Source organism: Rhizobium leguminosarum, assembly GCF_004123835.1.
Lineage (GTDB): Bacteria > Pseudomonadota > Alphaproteobacteria > Rhizobiales > Rhizobiaceae > Rhizobium > Rhizobium leguminosarum_M.
The window spans coordinates 626730-652438 of record NZ_MZMU01000012.1; the positions used below are offsets into that span (position 1 = coordinate 626730).

A 25709-nucleotide genomic window follows, 5' to 3' on the forward strand; every position below is an offset into this window, starting at 1 on the left:
GACACTAGAGCGCAGCGCGTCCGACAAGACGCGCCAAGGACGCTCTAGCGCTTTAAACCTGCGCATAATCCTTTCCGAAAATCGATTTCAATTTTCGGGGTTATGCGCTATCGGCGACGGAGGCCAGACAGCGTGCGCAGCAATCCATTCCCATTTTCCTTCCCATGGGCGTCGAGAGGTTTGTCCCTCGCTCTGCCGGTGGCGCTCGCCATGGCAGTGGCCGGGTGCAGCTCGGTGCCACTGAAGGAGGCCGGCACGCTTTCTTCCTACGGCAATCTCGGCGCGCCGAAGGGCAAGCTGTCGAAATCGCGCGTCTATGTCGATGGGACGCGCCTTAGCCCGGCCAAGACGGTGAGCATCGTGCCGACGACCTTCGCCTTCAGCGCCGCGACCCGCGTCAAATCGGACGCCGACCGCGTGATGGTGGCGAACGCGCTGGACCGGGCGCTCTGCATTTCGCTCAGCGACAAATACCAGCTGGTCCCTGCCGGTCAGCCGGCGGATCTGACGATCCGCTCCGTCGTCACCGACATCGTGCCGACCAACAAGGCGATGGCGGGTGTTTCGACCGTCGTGACCGTCGGCACCGGTTTGGTACTGCCCGTCGGCGTGCCGCGGCTGCCGGCCGGCCTCGGCGGATTGGCGGTCGAGGCGGAAGCCGTCGACAGCGGTGGCGTGCAGCGGGCGGCGATCGTCTGGTCGCGCGGGGCAAACTCGCTGCAGAACAACCCCCGCGTTTCCGAAGTCGGCGATGCCTATAGCTTGGCTTCGAAATTCAGCAGCGAGTTTTCTCGCATGCTGATCAAAGGCAAGGAGCCGAAGGGATTGGATATCTCGCTGCCGTCGGGGCAGCGGATGAAATCCTGGCTCGGTGGCAAACCGAAATACGCCGCCTGCGACGCCTTCGGCCGGCCGCCCGGACTGATGGGGGCCGTGGCCGCCAAATACGGCGCGCCGCCGCAATGGACCGAGAAGAAGCCGAAACCGGCCGCGACCTACTGAGAGACGATGCGCAGCGGCGCCGGCCGTTGCGCGACCAGCACTCAGCCTCGCCCCAGGCTGACGGGACGGACGGAGCAAAGGCGGGCAAGGCTTGTGCTCCGTCCGTCTGAAAATCCGTCGCGCTTCATGTCAGCCGGCGGTTCCGGGCCTCAGCCAGAAATACAGTTTGATTTGATCGGGCCTGTCGGAGGGATGCGGGCCGCGCATGAACAATTCGCCGCCATTGCGCTCGATCACGCGCCGCGAGGCATCGTTGTCCTCGTTGCAGAGGATGACGAGGCGGTCGAGGCCTTCCTTCGCCGCCACGGCCAGCAGAAGGCTCAGGGCGGTGGTCACGTGGCCATTGCGCTGTTTCCACGGCACGACGGAATATCCCACATGGCCCGACACCTCGGGCGGCAGCACCTCGGTGCCCGCTTGAAAACGCAGGCTGATGCTGCCGCAGAATTGGCCGTCCCAGATCCAGAACAGACGGGTGGTCAGCGGTGGCGGTCCGGATCTGGCGCGCCGCCTGCCATCAGGAATGAGATCGTCGAGGAACTTCCCCCGATCCTGGCGCAGCCGCTGAAGCTCACCGCGAACATAGGCTTCGTCGAGCGCGCGGCGCGGATCAGGAGACCAGCCGGTGGCGAGCGCCGCTTCGAAACCCGACAGGTTTTCCAGATCCGGCTGCAACAGCACGACGCGGCCGGCGGGCTTTGCTGTTTCTCCAGACGTCATCTAGCACCCAGGTTCGCGTCGCCTAACCAAGCGGGCCGACTCCAATCTTGCTCGCGCACAAGCACGCCCGACTGGCGATTGGAAGCCGTGCAACAGACTTTCGGCCATCAAAAAAGCCCCGCATTTCATGCGAGGCTTGCTCTTATGGATGGGCCGGACTAGCGGCACTGGCGGCGCGGGCCGTAGTTCGGCTGGTAGGTATTGTCATAGGCGCGGTATGACCGGTAGCGGCTATAGCAGTATTCGGCATGCGAACTATAGGCGCGCGTGCGCGGTTGCGAAGCGATGATGCCGCCGAGGAGGGCACCGGCTGCCAGGCCGCCGATGATGGCGCCGTTGTTGTCATTTCGATTGTCATATCGGCGATACCGGCGATCGTAGCGGCGATCCCCGCCATAGCGGTCGTCACGGTCGTAGCGGCGCTCGCGGTAGCTGTAGCGGTCACGGTCATTGTCGCGATCGCGATCGCGGTAGCTGTGGCGGTCGCGGTCATTGTCGCGATCGCGGTTCCGGTTGGATCTGCGGTTATCGCCATCGCCCGAGCAGACGATGGAGTATGGGTTGCAGGCGACGGTCATGATCCGGGCATCGGTACCGTGATGCGCCGGCTGGGCCGATAGCATCGGGCTCGGCACGAAGACCGGGCCTGCCGCAGCCGGCATTCCCGAGAAGGCCGTCGCTATCGACAGGGCAATGATGCCGAATTTGTTCATTTCACTCACCTTGGGTCAACGGATGTATGGGGGGATAACGCGGGGGAAAGGAATAGGTTTCATTTTGGAATGGGGAGGGGTTATGTATGTGCGTATCTGCTAACGTATCGTGCTTTCATACATATAGAGCTGGTCGATAGGGGGCAAGGCGATTTGCTGGCGGCGTGACAGTCCTACGGTGTCCCTGGGAAGCCGCGCAACGGGCCTTCGGCTATCGAAAAAGCCCCGCATCTTCATGCGAGGCTTGCTCTGATGGATCGGCCGGTTTAGCGGCACTGGCGGCGCGGGCCGTAGTTCGGCTGGTAGGTATTGTCGGAGGCGCGATAGGACCGATAACGGCTATAGCAATACTCCGCATGCGAACCAGAACTATAGGCACGTGCGCGCGGCTGCGAAGCGATGATGCCGCCGATGATGGCGCCGGCCGCCAGGCCGCCGATGATGGCGCCGGTGTTGTCGTGGCGGCGGTACCGCCGATCGTAGCGCCGATCCCAGCCGTAGCGGCCGTCTCGATAGTAGTGACGGTCACGATAGTAGCGGCGGTCGCCGTCATATCTGCGTCTCTCGCCGTAACGCGAGCAGACGATGGAGTACCTGCTGCAGCCTACAGTCATGATCCGGGCATCGGTATTTCCCGGCGCCGGCTGGACGGCCGATTGCACCGGCCCCGGCACAAAGGCCGGGCCTGCCGAGGCCGGCATTCCGGAGAAGGCCGTCGCTATCGACAGGGCAATGATGGCGAATCTGTTCATTTCACTCACCTTGGGTAAACGGATCTATCGACGGGATAACGCAGGGGAAGGGGATTGGTTTCATTTTGGGATGGAATGAGGCGGTGTGTGCGTGGGTGCTGACGTAGGTAACACAGGGCCAAGGCCACAGGCCACCGGTCCTTCCATGAACAGCCGGCTCAACCCCAGACACGCCGCGTCGAGACTGACCTGTCCGATCGGGTGGGAGCCCTTGGGCTCGTAGCCTTTCGACCAAGCCGTCACTGGGCGCTCCACATCCACGACACCAAAGCTGTACGGAAGATGCACCCAAATCCCGCGATAGTGGCGGATCAGGCCAGGCTTGACGCCGAGGGAGAAGCTGCAGGTAAATTGACGTCTCGCGCTATCAGGCTCACCTTCCGCCGGCCAGCAATCGGAGCTGGCTTTCGTCGTGCACACCCTGGCGGTACAGCTCGATGATGAGGGCGCCCAGACGGCCGGCCTCCTTGCTTGATCTGTCGATCTTTAGCCCGATACAGAGAGCTTCATGGACACGCCTGCACACATCCAGATCTCCGGAGGCGAGCGGTTCGTCACGCGTGCTGAACAGCTTGTCTGACATCGCAATCTGCCCTTTTTGGATGCCGTGAATCGCTTTCGTGAAAAAAAGATAATTTCGCGATCCTTGCTCTGCAAGATGGGCGAAGGTCCGAAATTCAAAAACAATTCTGGGCACGCACGGGAAGATGCGGGCGAGGGCGGCAGGGCATGAATATGAGACCGATCGGTCTGTCGACCGGATAGTGCGAGCGTGAGATCTATTTGGTTGCGGGGTCTTTGGCGCCTTGCTGCGACAGGCGCAGCTCTTTCAGCCGCTTGGTTTTTTCCCGGCGGGCCCGCTGCTCCGCCTCGATGGTTTCCTTGGCGGCGCGCTCGGTGTTTTCGAAACGATCCTGCCGGTAAGCCTTTGATGAGGGTTCACGTTCTCTTTTCATGGCCGCTAAACGCAAATCGGCGAAAACGGTTTCATGGGAAAATGAGTCTCTGGCTGTCAATCGATCGACGTGGCCAGAACGCCGGCGTGTAGGATGGCAAGCCATCGTGGCAACAGGGCGCCTGATCGGCGCCCCCGCAATATCACGGATCAGCCTTTGATGAAGGCGAGGATGTCGGGGTTTATGATGTCTGCGTGGGTGGTGCACATGCCGTGCGGGAATTTCTCGTAGACCTTCAGCGTGGCGTTCTGCAGGAGCTTGGACGAGAGCAGGGCGGAGTCGGCGATCGGCACGATCTGGTCGTCGTCGCCGTGCATGACGAAGGTCGGCACGGTGATGATCTTCAGGTCTTCGGTGAAGTCGGTTTCCGAGAAGGCCTTGATGCCGTCGTAATGCGCTTTGGCCCCCCCGATCATGCCCTGACGCCACCAATTGTTGATGACGGGCTCTGATACTTTCGCGCCCGGCCGGTTGAAGCTGTAGAACGGGCCGGCCGGCAGATCGCGATAGAATTGCGAGCGGTTGGCGGCGAGCTGCTTGCGCAGGTCGTCGAAGACTTCGATCGGCAGGCCGCCGGGATTGGCATCCGTTTTCACCATGAGGGGCGGCACGGCGCCGATGATCACGAGCTTGGCGACGCGGCCCTGCGGCTGGCCGTGGCGGGCGACATAATGGGTCGCTTCGCCGCCGCCGGTGGAATGGCCGACATGGACGGTGTTCCTGAGATCGAGATGCTCGACGACGGCTGCGGCATCGGCGGCGTAGTGATCCATGTCGTGACCGTCACCCACCTGGGTGGAGCGGCCGTGGCCACGCCGGTCATGGGCGACGACCCGGTAGCCCTTCTCAAGGAAGAACAGCATCTGGGCATCCCAGTCGTCGGAGCATAGCGGCCAGCCGTGATGGAACATGATCGGCTGGGCGGTCTTCGGCCCCCAATCCTTGTAGAAGATTTCGACGCCGTCCTTGGTGGTAACCGTGCTCATCTTTTGGCTCCGTTGGTTGGGGTTGGTTGGATTAATGCGGTCAGAAGTTTGCGCCGTTGCCGGCAGAATTGGCGAGACCACGAGCGCCGTTGCGCCTGAGGCTGGGGGCAAGAAGGTCGCACTTGATCAACCGGCTCGGAATGTGTTGATGTGCTTATTGAATGCCTCTTTCTATTCTGTTGATATGACAGAAGTTTGTATGTCTCCGCGAGATGGGTGTAGCACCCGCCCATTTCGCATGACGCGAGGGGCCTGGGTGATCCTCGCTTGGCTGTTTCGCGCTGCGAACATTCTTTTAATCCACGGTATCTCGGCTGTCGGCCACCTCAGGCTGGTTCGTCATAGGCGAGACGAACCTCTGTAATGAGCCATTTTTTTATTATTCGTTCAATATATCCGTCCGGGTAGTTCAATATATCTGTCCGGGGTAGGTGTGTTCCCGTTCTGCCGCCGCATGCATGCCGCTGCCGGCGCTCACTTGAACGCGGTTCATCGCCCAACCATCTAATCCTCACACAACAGCACAATGGCGAACCGTCGCAATCGCGACCGCTTTGCCGGCGGCGGGACGGCCGTTACTGCCGCCTGAGGATCAAATCATGGGTTACATGGATAAGGACATAGCGCTTCAGAATGATGGGGCGCTGATCGATGCCTATTCGCAATCGATCGCTGCAGCAGTCGATATCGTTGGGCCGGCAGTCAACCGGATCGAGAGGGTGGGAGGCCGGCAGGGGCATGGTTCTGGCTTCGCCGTCTCGCCTGACGGCCTGATCATCACCAACAACCATGTCGTCGATGACGCCAAGGTCGTCCGCATCACTACGCCTGACGGCTTCGTTACCGAGGGCCGCGTACTCGGTCGGGACGTGGATACCGATATCGCCCTCATTCGCGCCAATACAAGCACCGGCGCCTGGGCGAAGCTCGGAGACTCCCAACGCCTGCGCAGGGGGCATATCGCAATCGCGATCGGAAACCCGCTCGGCTTCGAATGGACTGTTACCGCCGGTATCGTCTCGGCGCTCGGCCGGTCGATGCGGGCTGCCAGCGGCCGGCCGATGGAGGATGTCATCCAGACCGATGCGGCGCTCAATCCCGGCAACTCGGGCGGGCCACTGGTGTCTTCGGGCGGGGAGGTTATCGGCGTCAACACCGCCGTCATTCAGGGCGCGCAGAGCATCGCCTTTGCGGTGGCGTCGAATACGGCCAATTTCGTGGTTTCGGAAATTCTCCGCTATGGGCAGGTCAGGCGCGCCTTCATCGGCATATCAGGCGATACGATCGTGCTGCCGCGCCGGGTGGCACTTGCGGCAGGCACGGTGCAGACGACCTCCGTACGCATCCGGCGCGTCGAGCCGGAAGGGCCGGCGGCGAAGGGAGGGCTGCAGGAGGGCGACTATATCCTCGCCATCGACGGCAGCCCGGTCGGCGGCGTCGACGATATCGTCCGATTGATGGATGGCAGCAGGATCGGCAGGGATACGGAAATTCTGGTGTTTTCGGTGGCGGGCCGGATCGAAAAGAAGATCTTGCTGCCGATGGCCCGGTCTTGACGCCGCACGTCGGCGCCATGACGAGACATCACCTTACGTCAGGCGCTGACCGCTTCCTGCTCGGTCCCCGAAAAATCAACCGCCGCAAAGGCTGCCGCCAGCACCTCCGGCCCGGCGCCGTTTTTCGCGGCATCGGTGGAGAGGATCTGGCGATAGCGTCTTGCGCCGGGCAGGCCGGTGAAGAGGCCGACCATGTGGCGGGCCACGTGCTGCAGCCGGCCGCCGCTGGCGATGTGGCGTTCGGCATAGGCCATCATCCGGTCACGCAGGGCCTCCCAGTCCGGTTCGGCCGCAGGCGCGCCGAAGAAGCGCTGGTCGATATCGGCAAGGATCGCGGCATTCTGATAGGCGGCGCGGCCCAGCATGACGCCGTCGACATGGTCGAGGTGGGCTGCGGCTTCGTCGAGCGTGCGGATTCCGCCGTTGATGCCGATGAAGACGTCGGGCCAGCGCTGCTTCATCCGATAGACGATCTCGTAGTCGAGCGGCGGGATCTCGCGGTTCTCCTTGGGGCTCAGGCCCTTCAGCCAGGCCTTGCGCGCATGGATCCAGATCGCGTCGGCGCCGGCATCGAGAACGCGGCTGATAAGCTCGGGCAGCGCCTGTTCCGGCTCCTGCTCGTCGACGCCGATCCGGCATTTCACCGTCACCGGCGCGGTCGCGACTGCCTTCATCGCCGCGACGCATGCGGCCACCGTCTCCGGCGTCAGCATCAGGCAGGCGCCGAAGGTGCCGGACTGCACCCGGTCGGAAGGGCAGCCGACATTGAGGTTGATCTCGTCATAGAAGTAGGGTTCGGCGATCTTCACCGCCTCCGCAAGCTTTGCCGGGTCCGATCCGCCGAGCTGCAGCGCCAGCGGATGCTCGGCGGTGTCATGACCGAGCAGCCGGTCGCGCGGACCGTGGATGATCGCATCGGCCACCACCATCTCGGTATAAAGCAGCGCCTCACGGCTGATCTGCCGGTGGAAATAGCGGCAATGCCGATCCGTCCAGTCGATCATCGGTGCGACAGCAAAAATCGGCCACTTCTGCGTCATCGACGTTCCATTGTTTGTTGTTCTCTGGGTGCCGCAATGCAGCGGCGCACCGCCGCAGGGGCGGGATCATCCATAAAGCGCGCATATAACACTTGCCAATGCGATCGACAAATGGTCGCCGCGCCGCAAACAGAAACAGCGCCCCTTGCGGAGCGCCGTTCATGCCGCGTGAGCGGAAATCTGACTTACGAAGCCGAGATGTTGACTGCCTTCGGGCCCTTGCCCATGCGGTCCGGCTCGGTGTCGAAGGTAACCTGCTGGCCTTCGCGCAGCGACTGGATGCCAGAAGCCTGCAGCGCAGAGATATGGACGAAAACGTCCTTTGCGCCGCCGTCCGGCGTGATGAAACCAAAACCCTTGTCCTGGTTGAAGAATTTTACGGTGCCCTTGGTGGCCATTGGGATCGTCCTTTTCCCTTAGTCTGTGTAGTATCCGCGCCCCCGAGAGGAAGCGGACGGCTTTAGCTTTCGCCCCGATCGATTGGGACGAAGGGTCAGTCGGAGAAGTCACGTACGGGGAAAGAACGTCTACGTAGGCGGGTAGTCCCGCGCCGCCTTCCAAACGGAAGGGATTACCACATCAGTCCAGTCACCGGCATGCAAATGCCCGAGTAAGTCAATTCGTGCCAGCATTTCGGGCAAAAAGCAAGCGGGATTATTGTGCCATGCCCGCATCGATGTCGGGAAATGCCGAAGATTCAGTTACTTGACGATGGGTTAACGGATTCTTGCACGGCTGTGCCATATCGGGATTCCGTGCCGAAACGGGATGAGCGGCAGTTCGATAGTCGGAAGTGGATTTTGAGGAGCGACGGTCGGAGCGGCAGGGCACATCGATCAGCCCTCATGGTGAAGAGGATCGCAGAGTCTGCTCTCCAGTGTTCCTCGCGCCGTCTTTGCTCCGCCCTCATCCTGAGGTGCGTAGCCCGCAGGGCGAAGCCTCGAAGGACGGGGGGCGGCCACCGGCGCCATTGCCTTCGATTCTGCATAGGGGCTTTGTGGAATGCAGGTAAGGAGCTTCCACGCCCGCCCTCGTGGTTCGAGACGGCCCCTTGGGCCTCCTCACCATGAGGGCTCTCTTTGCGCCTGCGGCTTTTATTCTACCGCTGGTGCTATTGTCCGCTCCATCCTCATCCTGGGCAAGACCGCAAAGGCTTCCCGTCTACTGCCCATCACCCAGCAACCCGCTCAGGCTCCACGGATTATCCCCCTTCTGGTTGGCGATGTCCTCCACCTTCCAGCCGCCGTGTTCACGCACCAGGGTGTAGAAGAGTGTCACCTCTTCGCCGTTTTCGAACTCCACTTCCACCTCGGCCTTGTCATCCAGCAGGATCGGCTGGCCGATCCTGACGTCGCTCGCCACGCCATCCTGACCCGCGATGACAGGATCGAAATCGATGGCGCCGGCATCACCTTCCGGCGTGTTGTCGAGATCGGCCTGGAGGAGCCCGTTCAGATGGTCGGAGAAGAAGATCGAATAAGGCGAGGGCGCCTCGGCATCGCTGTTGTCGATGTTGTAACTGTAGAGCGCCTTGAGCAGCGCTTTCGGTGTCTTGTAGGTCTCTGCCGATGCGGGCAAGGCTGCGAGCGCCGACACGGCGAGGGCGAGGATGAATGTGGGCAGGCGCATGCGGGCTCTCCTCGGATGAGTGGTGAATCATAGCGGAATCGGGCGCTGAGGTGGAGCGGCATTTTTGGAGGGTTACCAGGGTTTGGCGCGGCCATCGCTGCTGATGAAAGGCGCGCTTGCTTGGGGTTGGGGCGCGTACACCCCGCCTACCCACCCTCATTCCTGTGCCTGTAACAGGAATCCAGTGCGCCCAGGTCCCTGGGCGCAGGAGAGTTTCTATCTTGCCTCAGAGTCATTCACGGCGCGGATGCGCCGTGGAGGAGAGGTGAACCGACCTATCCCTCCGCAACGTATCCATAGACGATCAGAACCCCAAACAACTTTCATTGGTGCTTGCATTGGTCGCAAGCCCCACCTTTGTGTTTTAGCCGATCACGACGCAACTCTTAGTTGCGGGCAATCCAGTCGCGGCTAGATCAATGCCTCATGCGACAGGCTCGAAACCGACGACTCGAAAACGTCCTTCACGGCGAGCGTGAAATCGTAGCTGGTGACGTTTCCGGCAGCGTCATAGGCTTCGGCGGTGAAGGTCAGGCTATGGGTGCTTTCGTAGTCGATCGCCGCCTTGGTCTGGATCTTGTTGCCGACGAGTTTGAAGATGCCGTCAGCATCATCCGTCAGCCGCCATTTTACCGTGCCGCCTTCCGGATCGCGCGCCGAGAGAAGGCCGACCGAGGTGCCGATCGCGATATTCTCGGAGACCGAACTGCGCGAGAAGGCGAGATTGGTCGGCGCCTGGTTGAGCGGGGCCTCGTTGACGTCGAGCACGTTGATCGTGATGTCCTTCTGGACGGTGACCTTGCCATCGGAAACGGCGACCCTAATCGTGTGCGACGTCGTCGTCTCGTAGTCCAAGGCCTTCGAGGTGACGATGCGATTGCCGTTTATCCGGAAATGATCGTCGGCGGCGTCGAGCAGCGTGTAGGTGAGGGCGTCGCCGTCGGCGTCGCGCGCGCTTAGCAGGCCGACCGTGGTCCAGATCGGCGTGTCTTCGGAGACCGCAGTTTTCGAAAGCTGAATATTGGTCGGCGCTTTATTGGCGGGCGTGAAGGTTTCCGTAGCGAAATCATAGACGCCATCGGCAAAACGGGCAGATTCGACGTCGATCAACGTATCCTTGCCTTCCAGGGCGCTGGTCAGGACATGGCTGCCATTGTCGATCGCGAAGGAATAGCTGGCGAAATCGCCGGAGAAAACGGCCATGTCGAGGCCCGCGCCACCGTCGAAAATATCATCGCCGCGGGTGCTCGTAAACTCGTCGTCTCCGCCGCCTGTTTTGACGTCAATGCCAGAGACATCGCCGCCAACAACAGCGCCGAGATCCCCCAGCTCGTCGGAAAGATCGAGGTGGGCGCTGTCCGTTAATGACAATAAGACGGGATAGTTATCGGTCGAATTGTTCGCGAAGACGATCTTGTCGAAGCTTTCGAACTGTGCGGAGGAACCGGCGATCACGTAGCCATACGTTTCAAAGATTTCAACGTTCTTGACCGTAAGACCCGTTAGCGTAGGGGCACGCAGAATATCAATCCCGGTACCGCCATCGATCGCTCCGGATAGCACGCCATTGGCTGTCTGCACGATTATGGCGTCGTTACCCTCGCCCGCATCTATGTCTAAGACTTCTGGGTAAACGCCGAAAGTCTCACCATCGAAGATAGAATCGTCGCCTGCTCCACCCTTGATGACATCCTTCCCGAAGCCGCCGTTGATCTGATCGTTACCTTCACCGCCGCTCAGCGCGTCATCTCCACCATAGCCATTGAGAACGTCATCACCGGCGCGGGCATCGAAAACATCACTGCCGTCGGTTCCCTCTAATCGGTCATTGCCCGCATCCGTCGTCACATTGATACTGGTAACCGCCGCATAGATCTGGACTCCACTAGTACCTAATTTGCCCGAAAGGTCGGCATGCGCGCTGCTCGACAGCCTCAAGACGATGTCAGAGTCGCTCTGGGCAACAATCTTGTCGATGTTGTCAAATTGTGCGGCCGATCCGGTAACTCCGAGTTCCCCAGACTCGAGAACCTCGAAATTCTTGATTGTCAGACCCGTCAGAAAGCTGGCTCGCAACGTGTCGGCACCGTCGCCGCCGTCAATAGTTCCAGACACACTTGGGTGGATACTGTTTGATAAAATCACGGTGTCATTCCCAACGCCCGCATCAACGTCGAACACCTCAGGGTTAACAGAATAATAAAAACCATCCTCTATCGTGTCGTCGCCCGCGCCGCCACGGATGGTATCGTCTCCAAGGCGGCCAAAGAGCTGGTCGCTACCCTCGCCACCAAAAAGGGCGTCATTTCCATCGCCACCGTCGATCAAATCGTCTCCGGCTCCACCACTCAGAGTGTCTGCGCCGGCACGACCGAAAATGGTGTCATTGCCGCCGCCTGTTGTGATCGCATTGGCACTATCCGAGCCGGACACGTCTGCCGAGACCGAACCCAACTCGTCAACAAGGTCTGCCGTGCTGGAGTCGGAGACTGACAAAGTGACTCTTGCAAGGGGACTAGTGGCAGAGTAGCGAATTACGTCGTACGCTTCGAACTCAGCGCCGGTCCTTGCAACGTTGCTGCCGTTCGTGTTCAGAATATTCAAAGCCATATTTTAACTTTCCAGAAGATGCATTGCGCTCTGCCAGAACGGATGGTGTCTTTTCTTCCGTTCCCGGTTATGCTCGTTTAAGCGGGCGCGCCGACGATTTCTGCCGGCGCGCCTAATTTTTCCGAGCCATTGCGGGAGGTAGGTCTGCTTCGTAATGGCGGTGTTGCGGCTAGATCAATACCTCATGCGCCAGCGCAAACGACGGCTCGAAGACGTCCTTCACAGCCAGAGTAAAATCGTGGCTGGTGACGTTTCCGGCCGCGTCATAGGCTTCGGCGGTGAAGGTCAGGCTGTGGGTGCTTTCGTAGTCGATCGCAGCCTTTGTCTGGATCTTGTTGCCGACGAGTTTGAAGATGCCGTCCGCATCATCCGTCAGCCGCCATTTAACCGTGCCGCCTTCCGGATCGCGTGCCGAGAGAAGGCCGACCGAGGTGCCGATCGCGATATTCTCGGAGATCGAGTTGCGCGAGAAGGCGAGATTGGTCGGCGCCTTGTTGACGGGTGCTTCGTTGACGTCGAGGACGTTGATCGTGATTTCCTTTTCGACCGTGACCTTGCCGTCGGAAACGGCGACCTTGATCGTGTGCGACTTCGCCGTCTCGTAATCCAAAGCCTTGGAGGTGACGATGCGGTTGCCGTTGATCCGGAAGTGATCGTCGCCGCCGTCGAGCAGCGTATAGGTGACGGCATCGCCATCGGCGTCGCGGGCACTGAGCAGGCCGACCGTGGTCCAGATCGGGGTGTCCTCGGAGAGAGCGGTTTTCGAGAGCTGGATGTTGGTCGGCGCGTTATTGGTGCTCGTGAAGGTTCCCGTGGCGAATTCATAGACGCCGTCGGCAAAACGGGCGAATTCGACGTCGGTCAGGATATCCTCAGCGTCCTGCCCGCCCAGGCTGCTCACGATGTGGGATTCGTTGTCGTAGCGGTAGCCGAGTATATAGTCGGCGAACTTAGCGGAGAAGACCGCCGTGTCGGTGCCGGCGCCGCCATCGATGATGTCGTAGCCGCCGCCGCCCTCGAAAATGTCGTTGCCGTCGGTGCCCGTAAACTCGTCGTCGCCCCCGCCGGCCTTGACGTCAATGCTGGAGCCATAGCCGGTGATAAAAGCTCCGTGGTCTCCCAGCTCATCGGAAAGATCGAGGTGGGCGCTGTCCGTGATTGCCAGTGAGGGGCGAGAAACAACGTCGAACGGATTGATCGACCCGACAATGCTATTAAAGCTTTCGAACTGCACGCTCGAACCGGCAACCTGAAATCTTGCAGTGTCGAGGACTTCGATGTTCTCGATCGTCAGGCCTCTCAGATCGGGTGCTTGCAGCGTATCAAATCCGTCACCGCCATTGATTGTTCCGGAAATCAACGGAGCGAATGGCTGCACAATAACGACATCGCTGCCATCGCCGGCGTCGATGTTCAAGACTTCCGGCACGAGTCCGAGATCCGGAGAGAAGTTGCCAACATCACCGTCGGTGATCGTATCGTTGCCGGCGCCGCCTCTGATGACATCATTCCCGCCGTCTCCGAAGATCTGGTCATTGCCGGCGCTGCCATTCAGCTTGTCATTGCCAGAACCGCCATGGAGATGATCGTTTCCGGCGCCGCCGTTCAGCGTGTCTGCGCCGTCACCGCCGGAGATGGTGTCGTTGCCTGCGCCCGTCGTAATTGTATCGTCGCCACTCGAACCCCTCACATTGGCGGAGCCCGAGCCCAGTTCGTCGGAAAGGTCTACCGTTCCGGAATCCGAGATGACCAGGGTGGCCGCGACGAGGGGATTGAGCTCGGAGTGGCGAATGACGTCGTAAGCTTCGAACTCCGCGCCGGTCTTGGTGATCACGGCGCCGTTCGTCTCCAGTATATTCAAAGGAATACCCGGCTCGGTACTATCGACGGTGAAAGTTCCGGTGGCGAAATCGTAGACACCATCGGCAAAGCGCGCGAACTCGACGTCTTTCAGCGTATCCGTGCCTTCCAGCGCGCTCGTCACGATGCTGTTGAAATTTTCCAGGGAAAGGGAATAGTCGGCAAAATTGCCGGCGAAAACAGCTGTGTCGGTGCCGCCGCCGCCATCGATCTCGTCGTCGCCGGCGCCGCCGGTCAATTTGTCATTGCCGTCCATGCCGGCGAAGTAGTCATTGCCGCCGCTCCCGTCGAAAATGTCATTGACGTCGCTGCCCTCGAGTACATCGTCGCCGCCGCCGGTCTTGACGTCAACGCCGGAGGGATTGTTCCAGTCCCAGATATGAGCTCGGCGGTCCGCCAGCTCGTCGGAAAGATCGAGGTGGGCGCTGTCCGTCACCTCCAAAGAGGCGAAGGAGTTGAGGAACGGATCTGTCGACCCGAGGATCTTATCAAAGCTTTCGAACTGCGCGCTCGAACCCCTAACCGTGTCTGGCCAGGTTTGAAGGACCTCGATGTTCTTGATCGTCAGACCGTCAAGTGACGAGGTTTGCAGCGTATCGATTCCGGCGCCGCCATCGACTGTTCCTGAAATCAGTGGATTGTATCTCTCCACGACTATGGAATCGTCGCCGTCACCGGCGTCGATGTCGGTGAGTTGCTGCTGCTCGCCCGTTCCCGGCCAGGGGATGCCACCGTCAAAAATTGTATCGTTACCGCCACCGCCGATCAATTTGTCGTTGCCGCTACCACCACTGATCACATCGTCGCCGGCGCCGCCGTTCAGCGTGTCATTGCCGTCGTTGCCTGAGATGGTATCGTTGCCCGCGCCCGTCGTGATCACACTGCCGTAGTAAGAGCCCATCACGTGTGCAGAGACGGAGCCCAGCTCGTCGGCCAGATCTGCCACGCCGGAACCTGAAACGGCGAGGGTGACGGCGGCGAGAGGATTGGCTTCGGAGTTGCGAATAACATCGTACGCTTCGAACTCAGCGCCGGTCTTGGTAACTGTGGCGCCGTTCGTGTCCAGAATATTGAGGGCCATATTAAACTTTCCAAAAGATGCGTTGTATTCTGTAAAACGAGGAATCTTAGAAGAACTGTTCTTACTGGTTCAACGGACGACAACCCTTTGGGGATCTATGCCAATCCGCAACTAATTTTTCAATGGGTAATTGTGTTTTTTTATTGCTTTCTTAACGGAAAAGTAAGCTTAAACACCAGGTTACGAATTGGAATTAGAGAACTCTTGGTGATATTTTAGTCTTTTAAATTATATTAAATTCCCGGAATAGCTGTGGGAAAACTGGCTTTGAGCCGGTCTGCTTCAACATTGCCGTTGACCGTCATTGTTTTGGAGTGCTTCGAGCGCGGCCGCCGGCTTTACGCCAGCTTGATGAGGCCTGCTTCCGTGGGTCTGAAGCCGCAGGCGCGGTAGAGGCCGGTCAGGTGCGGTTCGAAATCGACATGCAACCACTCTGCGCCCCGGTCCCTCGCAACCCGCGTCGCTTCCCTGACCAGCTGCGTGGCGATTCCCTGCCGCTGCATGTCGGGATGCACCGATGTATCGAGGATGAAGGCATGGATGCCGCCATCCCAGGCGACATTGACGAAGCCGGCGAGCCGGCCGTCCTGATAGGCGCCGATATGGGCGAGGCTGCGGGACAGGATGGCGGTAAAATCGCGGTTGTGCGGGCTGCCCCAGGCGGCGGAAAAGAGGGCGTTCAGTTCGGCGGCGGGCGGGAAGGGGTCGATGCGCAGGTCCAGCATGGGCGGTTCCCTTCCTTCAGTGGGCATGGAGGTCTTCCAGGGCGGGCGACGTTGCAGGCTCATTCCGTCACAGTGACGAGCCGGCCGTCGCGCCGCTCGAAAATCCTGTCGGAGAGAAAGTCGACGCCGCGGTGTTTCGCCATGTCGATCAGCTGCCGGGCCGTGATCAGCGCGGATGGCACTTTTCGGTCGATTACGGCGACTTCGTCGCGCTGGCGCAGGATCAGGAAGGCGCCATCCGGGAAATTCTTGTCCACCATCGCCCAGAATTCATCCGTCAGCACGATGGCCGGCGTCAGCGGCGGGTTGTCGTCGATCCGGTAGGCGATCGTGTGATCGTTGACCCGTTCTTCCTGGAGCTTCGTCATTTCCCGCAGAATATTCCCCTGTGCGGCCTGGCGGATTTCGGCGACGGAGCGTTCGCCGAGATCGGCGCGCGAGAGCCCGATCAGGCTCTGCGGCGTGTCCAGCTGCAAGACGATCGCCACGTCGCCGGCAAGTTCCTCCGCCAGGGACGTAGCCGCATCCTGCTCATTCCCAGGCTGCCGGAAGCGGATATTGGCGAAAACATGCTGCAGGTCGAGCTCCGGCCTGCGGACCGTGACGAGAACGCTCTGCACGAGGTTTTCGATGGCGGCCTCGCGGTCCAGATCGTTGCGGAGCGTATAAAGCCTGCCGTAGATATTGGTGATATCGACCGTCCCCGTTATGGCTTCGCTTCCGCCATTGGCAAATCGCACCCGGAGAACGGCGGGGTCTGCGGGATCGGTCGTAACCTCTTCGACCTCGGGCTCGCTGCGCAGGCGCGCGGCAACGGCGTCGCGCAGCTGCGCCAGCGTTTCGGGCGGCGTGGTAGAGATGGGCTGCGCTTCGGAGCGGAGGCCTATTTTCGAGAGAAGGGTCTTGAACATGTCGGCGTTTCCCTGATGTGTCGTGTCCGCATAAGCTGCCGCCGGCGTGAGGATCAAGGCGAGGCAGGCTGAAAGACTGATGATCCGCATGCTGGGCACCGGCGCCGGCGAAAGAGGCGGCAACCGTCCGGCCGCCGGCCGAAGCGCGTTGCGGCGAACCGGAATCACGCGGCGCGTTTCAAGCGTTCGTTCATGCATGTCCCCCGAAGCCGCCGCAGCGGCCGGCCGCCAGCAGAAGCTAGGGCAAAGCTGTTGCCGATCAATGACGGATGCTGCGCATCGGTCGGAAGAGGGCGGCGGTCTTCTACCGGGCGAGGCTACGGGACAGGACGCGGGTGAAGTCGCGCGGGGCGGGCGTCCCAAGCGGCGGACCAGAGGGTGTTGAGTTCGGCGGCGGCGGGGAAGGGGTCGATGCGGAGGTCTGGCATGGGCACATCTCTTTGGGATTCAGGCGAAAATGCGCTTACGCTTACGCAGCACCCCTTCTATCCGCCTGCAAGGGTGGTGTTCCAATCCCGCTCACCGCGCCCGCCGGCGCCCCGCCCAGTGGAACGCTCCGGCATCGCATCATCGACGGAATGAGGACGGCCGGGGCTGCCGGCACCGGCTTTATTGCTTGGTGGGCGCTGACTTAGCCCAACGCACGCCCCATTGCTGTGCATGTCACTGTGCTAAGTGGGTAAGGTTTGTATTGGAACTGGCGGTCTGGAGCGAATCCAAACAAGCTTATCGCGTAAGCTTTGCCAAAATATTGTTCCATGGATGCTGCTAGTTGGCTGGGATGAGGTTGAGCTTCGATCTGGCGGGACGTGAGTGGTACACTTGAGCGGCCGAGGCTTTTCCTGTGGCGGGATCGAAAAAATGCGAAAACCCATATTCACTATGCAAAGTATATCTAACCATGGGACGTCGAATCCTATCGTTGCTCGACTTGGGCTTCAGAGTATAGAATTGCTGAAATGGGTGGATATTAGTGATGTAGAAAGAGATGATGCCTCATCTCTGATATTTGAATTGCATAAAAAATTGTTGCGCTGTCATGACTGCCTAGAAAAATTAAAAGAAAATGATCGAGCTGCAATTGCGGGAATAAGGAATATCTTTGGGAATGGTGCGATGGCCATCCCTTACCTGATAAACTTACAGGACGAGGTCGAAAATTTTCTGATGGTAGCTAAGCAGTATCTTCGAGATATCGTTGCACCGATCAACAAAATTTATCGAGAAAATCTAAATGAAGATTCGTCTATTTTCTGGGACAAGAAAGGTCTGGCTAGCAAAGCCGAAGCATGGGCATAATGCAATTATGGTTCGGGGCATCGCCTTACGCAGATGTTTCGGGCCGATGCGACATGGATTGCAGAGCTAGTTAAACGTCGAAATGCCATGGAGCATCCTGGGGGCCACTCCGGCTCCCTCATACTTCAAAATTACCGTGTTGTCGGGCCGACTATTGCTTCGCCGTGCTGGAGACGAGACGTCAACGGACAGCATGGGCAGTCTTCGTTGATTCTGCCCGACTTAGAGCTAGCGTTAACTCGCTTGCTGGAATTTGGGGAGGAGATTGTTGCGCAATGCGTACTAACTCGACCAATCCATGAGCATTTCACGATATATGAAATACCGCTTGAAAAGCGCAGTCCAGAGAATCCCGCGCGATTTAAAGTCGGGCCGGACACCTTTCTGCTCGAACGTCTCGCAGAGGCAGAAGGCGCCATGGAAAAGCCAAAGCAAAAATAGGTGCCAGAAGCCGCAGACAGTCGCTTATGCACTGGTCGGCTGCTGCGGCAGCATTTGAATCTCACTGCCCCGGCCGCCCAGTCTTCCCCTTCGTCCGTCCCTTGCGCTTTTGCTCGCCCGGGTCCTCATAGCTCCCAACACCCGTCTTCCCCCGCACGACCGGCCGCACGTCATCGCGTTCCGGCTGTCCCTCCATTAGCGGTGAAAACCGCTTGGTGCCCTTGGCGGCATCCGGCTTTTCCGGCAGCGCCCCAATGACCGGCTTCTCCGTTCGGCCGACGGTCATTTCGTCGAGGTCGTTTTTGCGGAACAGGCTTTTCTTGGCGGGGTCGGCGATGTCGCGGCCCATCTCGTCGAGGGCGGGTTTGCGGAAGAGAGGGGTGGTGGTGTCGGTGCCTGGGCCCATGTCGTCGAGGCTGGGCCTGGAGAAGTAGGAGGGTGTAGCCCCCTCATCCGCCCTGCTGGGCACCTTCTCCCCGGCGGGGAGAAGGGACTCGCGGGTCGCTTTGGCGTTCCGTCTGACGCCTTCCATTGCCTTTGACTCTTCTCTGGCCATCGGATCGTCCATGACGGCAAGCTCGGCGGCCTTGAGGCGCTTGATTTCGTCGCGGAGGCGGGCGGCTTTTTCGAAGTCGAGGTCGGCGGCGGCGTCGCGCATGCTTTTTTCGAGCGCGTTGAGATGGGTTTGCAGATTGTTGCCGACGAGGTTGCCGCCATCGGCGAAGCCTTTGCCCGAGACGCCGGATATATCGGCACGGACGTGGTCGCGTTCGTAGACGGAGTCGAGGATGTCGGAGATCCTGGCCTTGACCGATTCCGGAGTGATGCCGTGTTCCTGGTTATAGATCATCTGCTTTTCGCGGCGGCGGCCGGTTTCCTCCATCGCCCGCTTCATCGAGCCGGTGACCTGGTCGGCATAGAGGATGACCTTGCCGTCGACGTTGCGCGCGGCGCGGCCGATCGTCTGGATCAGCGAGGTCTCGGAGCGCAGAAAACCTTCCTTGTCGGCGTCGAGAATGGCGACGAAGCCGCATTCGGGAATGTCGAGGCCTTCGCGCAAAAGGTTGATGCCGACGAGCACGTCGAAGGCGCCGAGGCGGAGATCGCGGAGGATCTCGATGCGCTCCAGCGTGTCGATGTCGGAGTGCATGTAGCGGACGCGCACGCCCTGCTCATGCAGATATTCGGTCAGGTCCTCGGCCATGCGCTTGGTCAGCACGGTGCAGAGGGTTCGGTAGCCCTTGGCAGCGGTTTCGCGGATCTCGCCGAGCACGTCGTCGACCTGGGTGCGGGCCGAGCGGACCTCGACCGGCGGGTCGATCAGGCCGGTTGGGCGGATCACCTGTTCGGCGAAGACGCCGCCTGATTGTTCCATCTCCCAGCCGCCCGGGGTGGCCGAAACGGCGATGGTGTCGGGGCGCATGGCGTCCCATTCCTCGAAGCGCAACGGCCGGTTGTCCATGCAGGAGGGCAGGCGGAAGCCGTATTCGGCCAACGTCGCCTTGCGCCGGAAGTCGCCCCGGTACATGCCGCCGATCTGCGGCACGGTGACATGGCTTTCGTCGATGAAGACGAGGGCGTTGTCGGGGATATATTCGAACAGCGTCGGCGGCGGATCGCCGGGGTCGCGGCCGGTGAGATAACGCGAATAGTTCTCGATGCCTTGGCAGGAGCCGGTCGCTTCGAGCATTTCGATATCGTAGCGGGTGCGCTGCTCCAGGCGCTGGGCCTCCAGCAGGCGGCCGGCCTTCTCCAGTTCGGCGAGGCGAAGCCTGAGCTCTTCCTTGATCGACTTGATGGCGCCGTTCAGCGTCGGGCGCGGGGTGACATAGTGCGAATTAGCATAGATCTTCACCGATTTGAGGTCGCCGACCTTCTGGCCGGTGAGCGGGTCGAACTCGGTGATGGCGTCGATCTCGTCGCCGAACATCGAGATGCGCCAGGCGGCATCTTCCAAGTGGGCGGGGAAGAGCTCGATCGTGTCGCCGCGCACCCGGAACGAGCCGCGGGTGAAATCCATGTCGCGGCGCTTATATTGCTGGGCGACGAGGTCGGCCAGCAGCTGGCGCTGGTCGAGCCGGTCGCCGACCGACATCTGGAAGGTCATCGCCGTATAGGTCTCGACCGAGCCGATACCGTAGATGCAGGAGACCGAAGCGACGATGATGCAGTCGTCACGTTCGAGCAGCGAGCGCGTCGCGGAGTGGCGCATGCGGTCGATCTGCTCGTTGATCGAGCTTTCCTTCTCGATATAGGTGTCGGAGCGCGGCACATAGGCTTCCGGTTGATAATAATCGTAGTAGGAAACGAAATATTCCACCGCATTGTCGGGGAAGAAATTCTTGAATTCGGAATAGAGCTGGGCGGCCAGCGTCTTGTTCGGCGCCAGGATGACGGCCGGGCGCTGCGTCGCCTCGATCACCTTGGCCATGGTGAAGGTCTTGCCGGAGCCGGTCACGCCAAGCAACACCTGGCTGCGGTCGCCATTCTCCAGGCCTTCGACGAGGTCGCGGATGGCTGTGGGCTGGTCGCCGGCCGGCTCGTAATCCGACTGCATGCGGATGGCGATGCCGCCTTCGGATTTGTCGGGCCGGGCAGGGCGGTGCGGCGTCCAGATCTTGCCGTTCTTGTGCAGCGGATTGCCGCTCTCGATCAGCGCCGACAGCGCTTCGACCGTGGCGGTGACGGCGGTGCCAGCCTGCAGCGACGAGGCTTCCTCCAGCGTCGTATCCATGCCCGACACAGGATTGAGGCCGGCGGCCGCGCGCGTCTTCGGGTCGGTCGAGCCGCCCATCGAGGTGCCGCGCGCCGATTTCGACGCGCTGATGCCGCCGTCGCTGGTTTTCGTCCTGGCGGCGATTTCCACCTTCTTGCGATGTTTGCCGGCCTTGGAGGCGATCTGGCGCTGGGTCTCGACGCCCGAGGCCTCGGCATCGGCCTCCAGCTGCTTCACCCAATCGGCAACCGAGCCTGAGAGGGGGGCTCCCTCAAAAGACGATTGAGGGGCTTCCTCGAAGCCATTCGGGGCGGGGGATTTCTTCGGAGATTTGGCCATGGCGCGAATATGGAGAGAGTCAGCGCGAAAGTGAAGAGGGAAAGAGTACAAAAGGGAAACGAACTGTGTGTTCGAAAGTGTGAATAGTTTTGGGCACGGGCGGGCAGCGCGCCAAACTAGGAAGCTGTGAGAAACGCAATCTATGGGATAACGGAGGTCGCGGCTTGCTCCCTCTTCTCCCCAGCGGGGAGAAGGTGGCCCGAAGGGTCGGATGAGGGGGCCGCACGGCACGCCATTCATTATTGCCCTTCGCTTGCGCTCAGGACATTCGCGGCCCTGCCGCTCACCCCCTCATCGCCTCGCTATCGCTCCGGCACTTCTCCCCGCTGGGGAGAAGAGGTATGTGGCAGCCGACCGATAAATAAAAGTCTGTGGTTGAATGGCCTGCCGCCTCCCGCAATGCGCGCGGCGATGTTACAGCTGCTGCGGGAATTGGGGACCATTTATGAACAAGATCATCATTGCATTCGCGGCGGCCGCGGCACTGGCCGGCTGCGCCAAACGTCCTGACGCCATCGTCCAGGTCGATATTCCGATGGCCGCCTATACGAACCTCAGTTGCGAGGCGCTTGCAGCGGAACATAAGAAAGAGAAGGCCAAGCTCGACGACCTGTCCAAGCAGCAGATCAGCGCAGCGAACGGCGATGCTTTCGGTGTCTTCCTCGTCGGCGTCCCCATCGGCAGCGTCGCCGGGGGAGACAAGGAAGGGGAGATTGCCGCGTCCAAAGGCAAGGTCTCGGCCATGCAGTCCGCTGGTATGAGCAAGGGCTGCAAGCTGCCAGGTTGACGGCCGGGGGCGCACCCGCCCCGCCCTTCGAGGTCCCTGGCGGGGCACCTCAGGGCGAGGCTGTTGGGCCTCATGCTGAGGTGCGCAGCCCGGAGGGCGAAGCCTCGAAGCACCCGCCGCAACGCTGCCCCTTGCATGCGTCAACCGCTGGTGCGCCCGCCTCGTCGGCCGCTTCGCCGTTCGAGGCTTTGTTGAGCGGCGGCGCGACATGCTTCCAGCGTCGCGGGGCCGCGGCATCTTCCAGTGGCTGCAGCCGCCATCGGTGTAGCTACGCTCTGACGCGTTCGGCAATCACAGCGTGAGAAACAGCGGCTGCCACGTTGAGGACAATATAGACGCTTGGAAGAGGTTGGCAGCTCAGCGCTCGGCTAGCACGCTTGCCTGCACCGGCTGCTCGATGCCCTTGAGCACAAGCATGCGCGTTTCGGCGCCTGCGGCGAGATCGGCAGCCTTCGCCGCTGTTTCGGAGGAGATCAGGATCTCGCCGGCGGCGGCCAGGGATTCCAGCCTTGCGGCCTGATTGACGACGCCGCCGATCGCGGTGAAATCGCTGCGGAAGCTTGAGAATTCGCCGATCTGGACCTCACCGGAATGGATGCCGACGCCGACGCCGAGGGTGCGGCCGGGCAATGCCTCGAGCGCCAGACCGTTCAGCGCTACGGCGCAGTTTCGCTGGATCTCCTGCGCGGCCAGGATCGCGGCGCCGGCGTGATCCTTTCGGACGATCGGGAAATTGAAGATCGCCATCAGGCCGTCGCCCATCTGCTTGTTGACGATGCCGTCATGCGCCCAGATCGCCTGGGCGCAGCGATCCTGGAACAGGCTGACGATCTCGCTCAGCTGCACCGCCTCGATGCGCTCCGAAAGATCCGTGAAGCCCCTGATATCGGCAAAGAGAATGGTGGCGTCGACAGTGATCTGGCGCTGCTTCTTGACATATTGGAAGGAGCGCTCGCAGATCGTGCAGATATCGGGGTTCATCTTGCTGCGGGTGATGCCGAAGGCGCGGAAGGGCAAGGCAAGCGGACCGCCGATCGGGATCGGCATATGCATCTGGTCCCAGCAGCCGCGGCAGATCCTGGCGCTGCCGTGCCTGGCCGGCTCCATGGAAGAGGCTGTCGTCATATCTCCAAATCCATCGCCTGATAGCCAAAAAACAAGCTTCCGATACTCGGTTACTTTTAGCAACTCTCCCAATCATCGAAGACAACGATGGCTTGAAGTATTTCGTCCGGCGCCATCCTTATCAGACACATCACCGCAAGTTGAATATCCTGCGACCGACGATAGCATCGCGATGGAACCTCCTGTAGGATATTGTTAACAATACATTCGCTCTCCAGGAAAGACCGGGGATGGAGCGCCGTCTTGCAGCAATCCTGATCGCTGATGTCGTCGGTTACAGTCAATTGAGCCAGATCGACGAAGAGGGCACCCGTGCGCGTTTCCAGGCGGACCAGAACGATGTCTTCGAGCCGGCGATCGAGCGTCACCACGGCCGGTTGGTCAAAACCATGGGCGATGGTCTGCTGGTCGAATTCCATAGTGTCGTCGATGCATTGCGCTGCGCGGTGGAGGTGCAGCAATTGAAAGCCATGCATAATGCGGCCGCCCTGCCGGAGCACCGGCTCGAGTTCCGGATCGGCATCAATCTCGGCGATATCATCGTCGAGGGCGACGACATCCAGGGCGATGGCGTCAATATCGCCGATCGAATGCAGGCGCTGGCGGAACCCGGCGGCATCGCGATATCGGGAACGACATACGACCAGGTGAAATCGAAGGTGCCGGTCGGTTTCGCTTCGCTCGGCGAGCAGCAGTTGAAGAATATCACCGAACCGGTCCGCGTCTATCACGTCCTGCTCGACCCGAATGCCGCCGGCAAAACAGTCAAAACCCGCAGGCGCTTGCCGAGGCGCCGCCTCTTTGCAGGCATAACAGCGGCCGTCGTCCTCGCTCTTGCGGGTGCCGCGCTCTGGTGGCAGCCGTGGATGCCGGCAAAACCGCCAGCGCTCGGCGAACGTTTCGCTTATCCGCTGCCGGACAGGCCGTCGGTCGCGGTTCTGCCCTTCATCAATGTCAGCGGCGACACCGAGCACGACCATCTCGCGGACGGGTTGACGGACGACCTGATCACCGAATTGTCCAAAGTATCGGGTCTCTTCGTCATCGCCCGCCACTCGGTCTTCGCCATAAAGGGCTCCGCCGGCAAGATCCAGGATGTGGCCGCCGAACTCGGCGTCCACTATGTGCTCGAAGGGACCTTGCAGCGGGCCGGACCACGGCTGCGGATCAATGTCAAACTGATCGACGCGGTCACCGGCCTCTCGCTCTGGGCCGAGCGCTACGACCGCCAATATGCCGATCTCTTCGCGGTTCAGGACGATGTGATCGGCAAGATCATCTTGGCGCTGTCGGTCAAGCTCAGCGCGCGCGAGCGGGATCAACTGGCCCGAATCCCGACCGAGAATCTCGAAGCCTATGATTATTACATGAGGGCGGAGCAGGAGGGTTTCATCCTCAGGGATGTCGATACCTATCGCCGGACCCTGTCCTTCTACCAAAAGGCGATCGATCTCGATCCGGGCTTTGCCAATGCGCATGCGGGAATTGCGCGTGTGGCCGTCGATGTCTGGCGCAACGACTATAATTACCTCTGGTCGGCCGCCGTCGCCCGCAAGATCGCCTATGATGCGGCCGGGCAGGCCCTCAAGCTGGATCCCAACAATGCCAGGGCGCACACGGTCCTTGCCCTGCTGCAGTGGGTGGATGGGCGCGAGACGGAGGCAGGGAATTCCGCCAACATGGCGGTCGCGATGCAGCCGAACGATGCGGAGGCTGTCGCCAACCTCGCTCTCATTCTGGTCCACACCGGAAGCAGCGGGCAGGCAGTCGCCGAGATGGAGAAGGCTTTGCGGCTCGACCCATCGCCGGCGCCAAGCTTTCAACTGCTGGCGGGGATCGTTTTTTATACCGCGGGCGACGATCAGCGCGCGATCTCGCTGATAGAGCCGACGCTCGACAGCCTGCCGAAGGTCGAGCCGGCGCGCGAATATCTGGCGGCGGCCTATGCAGACCAGGGCAATGAAACCAAGGCTGCCGCGGAGACGGCAAAGCTGCTGGAGCTATTCCCGGAAAGCAATCTGACCTATTACAGCTATCTCTATGATTACTGGCGGGACGGCGATCTGCAGCGCCATCTGGCCGCATTGCGAAAGGCCGGCATTCCCGAATGGCCTTTCGGTTTCACAGGCAATCAGGCCGACAGGCTCGGCGAGGCGGACCTGCGCAATCTCGTCGATGGCAAGAGCTGGGCCGGCAAGCACAAGAACGGCACGGATTTCATGCAGTATTTCGACAGGGCAGGAAACACAGCCTATCGCAGCGCCAATACCAACATCACCGGCACGATCGAGGTGCGGGGCGACAGCCTCTGCGAGAAATTCGACGGCTATTTCCTGGACCGCATGGTGTGCGGATTTGTTTATCGCAACACCTCCGACGAGCAGCGTGACAGGCCATACGTACACGTCACGCCGCGCGCCCTGACGTTCTTTTCACCCACACCCTGACGTGCCGGGCAATG

General features: G+C 60.7%; 20 protein-coding genes and 1 pseudogene. 5 read left to right on the plus strand and 16 right to left on the minus strand.

Annotated features, from left to right (window positions below; genetic code table 11):
- The first annotated feature begins 102 nt into the window (after window positions 1–102).
- A complete protein-coding gene (locus tag B5P46_RS19900) occupies window positions 103–1002 on the plus strand; it encodes a DUF3313 domain-containing protein (RefSeq protein ID WP_129420212.1) in 900 nt (299 codons plus the stop codon).
- A 129-nt stretch (window positions 1003–1131) separates the two neighbouring features.
- Here the strand turns inward: B5P46_RS19900 and B5P46_RS19905 are convergent, their stop codons facing one another.
- The 6 genes from B5P46_RS19905 to B5P46_RS19930 form a co-directional block, all read right to left on the minus strand.
- Window positions 1132–1722 (minus strand): GNAT family N-acetyltransferase, encoded by a 591-nt coding sequence (locus B5P46_RS19905; protein WP_129420213.1) that lies wholly within the window; start codon window positions 1720–1722, stop codon window positions 1132–1134.
- Window positions 1723–1880: 158 nt separating this feature from the next.
- Window positions 1881–2435, minus strand: a complete 555-nt coding sequence (locus tag B5P46_RS19910) for a BA14K family protein (RefSeq protein WP_129420214.1) — start codon at window positions 2433–2435, stop codon at window positions 1881–1883.
- A 266-nt stretch (window positions 2436–2701) separates the two neighbouring features.
- A complete protein-coding gene (locus B5P46_RS19915) occupies window positions 2702–3187 on the minus strand; it encodes a BA14K family protein (protein ID WP_129420215.1) in 486 nt (161 codons plus the stop codon).
- A 373-nt stretch (window positions 3188–3560) separates the two neighbouring features.
- Window positions 3561–3770 carry a hypothetical protein gene (locus B5P46_RS19920; RefSeq protein ID WP_129420537.1) on the minus strand — a complete coding sequence of 70 codons (210 nt, stop codon included), beginning with the start codon at window positions 3768–3770 and terminating at the stop codon, window positions 3561–3563.
- A 196-nt stretch (window positions 3771–3966) separates the two neighbouring features.
- Window positions 3967–4248, minus strand: a complete 282-nt coding sequence (locus tag B5P46_RS19925) for a hypothetical protein (protein ID WP_129420216.1) — start codon at window positions 4246–4248, stop codon at window positions 3967–3969.
- Window positions 4249–4292: 44 nt separating this feature from the next.
- On the minus strand, window positions 4293–5129 hold the full coding sequence (locus tag B5P46_RS19930) for an alpha/beta fold hydrolase (RefSeq protein WP_129420217.1): 837 nt from the start codon (window positions 5127–5129) through the stop codon (window positions 4293–4295).
- A 599-nt stretch (window positions 5130–5728) separates the two neighbouring features.
- Here B5P46_RS19930 and B5P46_RS19935 point away from each other — a divergent pair.
- Window positions 5729–6685 carry a S1C family serine protease gene (locus B5P46_RS19935; protein WP_129420218.1) on the plus strand — a complete coding sequence of 319 codons (957 nt, stop codon included), beginning with the start codon at window positions 5729–5731 and terminating at the stop codon, window positions 6683–6685.
- Between the two features lie 38 nt (window positions 6686–6723).
- On the opposite strand, the gene dusA is transcribed toward B5P46_RS19935, so the two are convergent.
- The 8 genes and pseudogenes from dusA to B5P46_RS34970 form a co-directional block, all read right to left on the minus strand.
- Window positions 6724–7725 (minus strand): tRNA dihydrouridine(20/20a) synthase DusA, encoded by a 1002-nt coding sequence (gene dusA, locus B5P46_RS19940; protein WP_129420219.1) that lies wholly within the window; start codon window positions 7723–7725, stop codon window positions 6724–6726.
- Between the two features lie 185 nt (window positions 7726–7910).
- Window positions 7911–8123 carry a cold-shock protein gene (locus B5P46_RS19945; protein WP_003540801.1) on the minus strand — a complete coding sequence of 71 codons (213 nt, stop codon included), beginning with the start codon at window positions 8121–8123 and terminating at the stop codon, window positions 7911–7913.
- Between the two features lie 763 nt (window positions 8124–8886).
- Window positions 8887–9354, minus strand: coding sequence for a DUF3828 domain-containing protein (locus tag B5P46_RS19950; RefSeq protein ID WP_129420220.1), 468 nt, complete (start codon window positions 9352–9354; stop codon window positions 8887–8889).
- A gap of 411 nt (window positions 9355–9765) precedes the next feature.
- On the minus strand, window positions 9766–11964 hold the full coding sequence (locus tag B5P46_RS19955) for a cadherin domain-containing protein (RefSeq protein ID WP_129420221.1): 2199 nt from the start codon (window positions 11962–11964) through the stop codon (window positions 9766–9768).
- 169 nt (window positions 11965–12133) lie between these two features.
- A complete protein-coding gene (locus B5P46_RS19960; RefSeq protein ID WP_129420222.1) occupies window positions 12134–14905 on the minus strand; it encodes a cadherin domain-containing protein in 2772 nt (923 codons plus the stop codon).
- A gap of 338 nt (window positions 14906–15243) precedes the next feature.
- On the minus strand, window positions 15244–15630 hold the full coding sequence (locus tag B5P46_RS19965; protein WP_129420223.1) for a GNAT family N-acetyltransferase: 387 nt from the start codon (window positions 15628–15630) through the stop codon (window positions 15244–15246).
- Window positions 15631–15689: 59 nt separating this feature from the next.
- Window positions 15690–16541, minus strand: coding sequence for a hypothetical protein (locus B5P46_RS19970; RefSeq protein ID WP_129420224.1), 852 nt, complete (start codon window positions 16539–16541; stop codon window positions 15690–15692).
- Window positions 16542–16851: 310 nt separating this feature from the next.
- A pseudogene (locus B5P46_RS34970) lies at window positions 16852–16969 on the minus strand (GNAT family N-acetyltransferase); the annotation flags it as partial.
- Between the two features lie 433 nt (window positions 16970–17402).
- Between B5P46_RS34970 and B5P46_RS19980 the strand changes: the two are divergent.
- Window positions 17403–17840, plus strand: coding sequence for a hypothetical protein (locus tag B5P46_RS19980; RefSeq protein ID WP_129420225.1), 438 nt, complete (start codon window positions 17403–17405; stop codon window positions 17838–17840).
- Between the two features lie 502 nt (window positions 17841–18342).
- Here B5P46_RS19980 and uvrB read toward each other — a convergent pair.
- Window positions 18343–21336, minus strand: coding sequence for an excinuclease ABC subunit UvrB (gene uvrB, locus B5P46_RS19985; protein ID WP_129420226.1), 2994 nt, complete (start codon window positions 21334–21336; stop codon window positions 18343–18345).
- 445 nt (window positions 21337–21781) lie between these two features.
- On the opposite strand from uvrB, the gene B5P46_RS19990 reads away from it, so the two are divergent.
- Window positions 21782–22123, plus strand: coding sequence for a lipoprotein (locus B5P46_RS19990; protein WP_129420227.1), 342 nt, complete (start codon window positions 21782–21784; stop codon window positions 22121–22123).
- Window positions 22124–22480: 357 nt separating this feature from the next.
- Here B5P46_RS19990 and B5P46_RS19995 read toward each other — a convergent pair whose 3' ends face one another.
- Entirely contained in the window at window positions 22481–23248 is a 768-nt protein-coding gene (locus B5P46_RS19995) for an adenylate/guanylate cyclase domain-containing protein (RefSeq protein WP_129420228.1), read from the minus strand.
- Between the two features lie 230 nt (window positions 23249–23478).
- On the opposite strand from B5P46_RS19995, the gene B5P46_RS20000 reads away from it, so the two are divergent.
- Window positions 23479–25695 carry an adenylate/guanylate cyclase domain-containing protein gene (locus B5P46_RS20000; RefSeq protein ID WP_129420229.1) on the plus strand — a complete coding sequence of 739 codons (2217 nt, stop codon included), beginning with the start codon at window positions 23479–23481 and terminating at the stop codon, window positions 25693–25695.
- Window positions 25696–25709 lie beyond the last annotated feature (14 nt).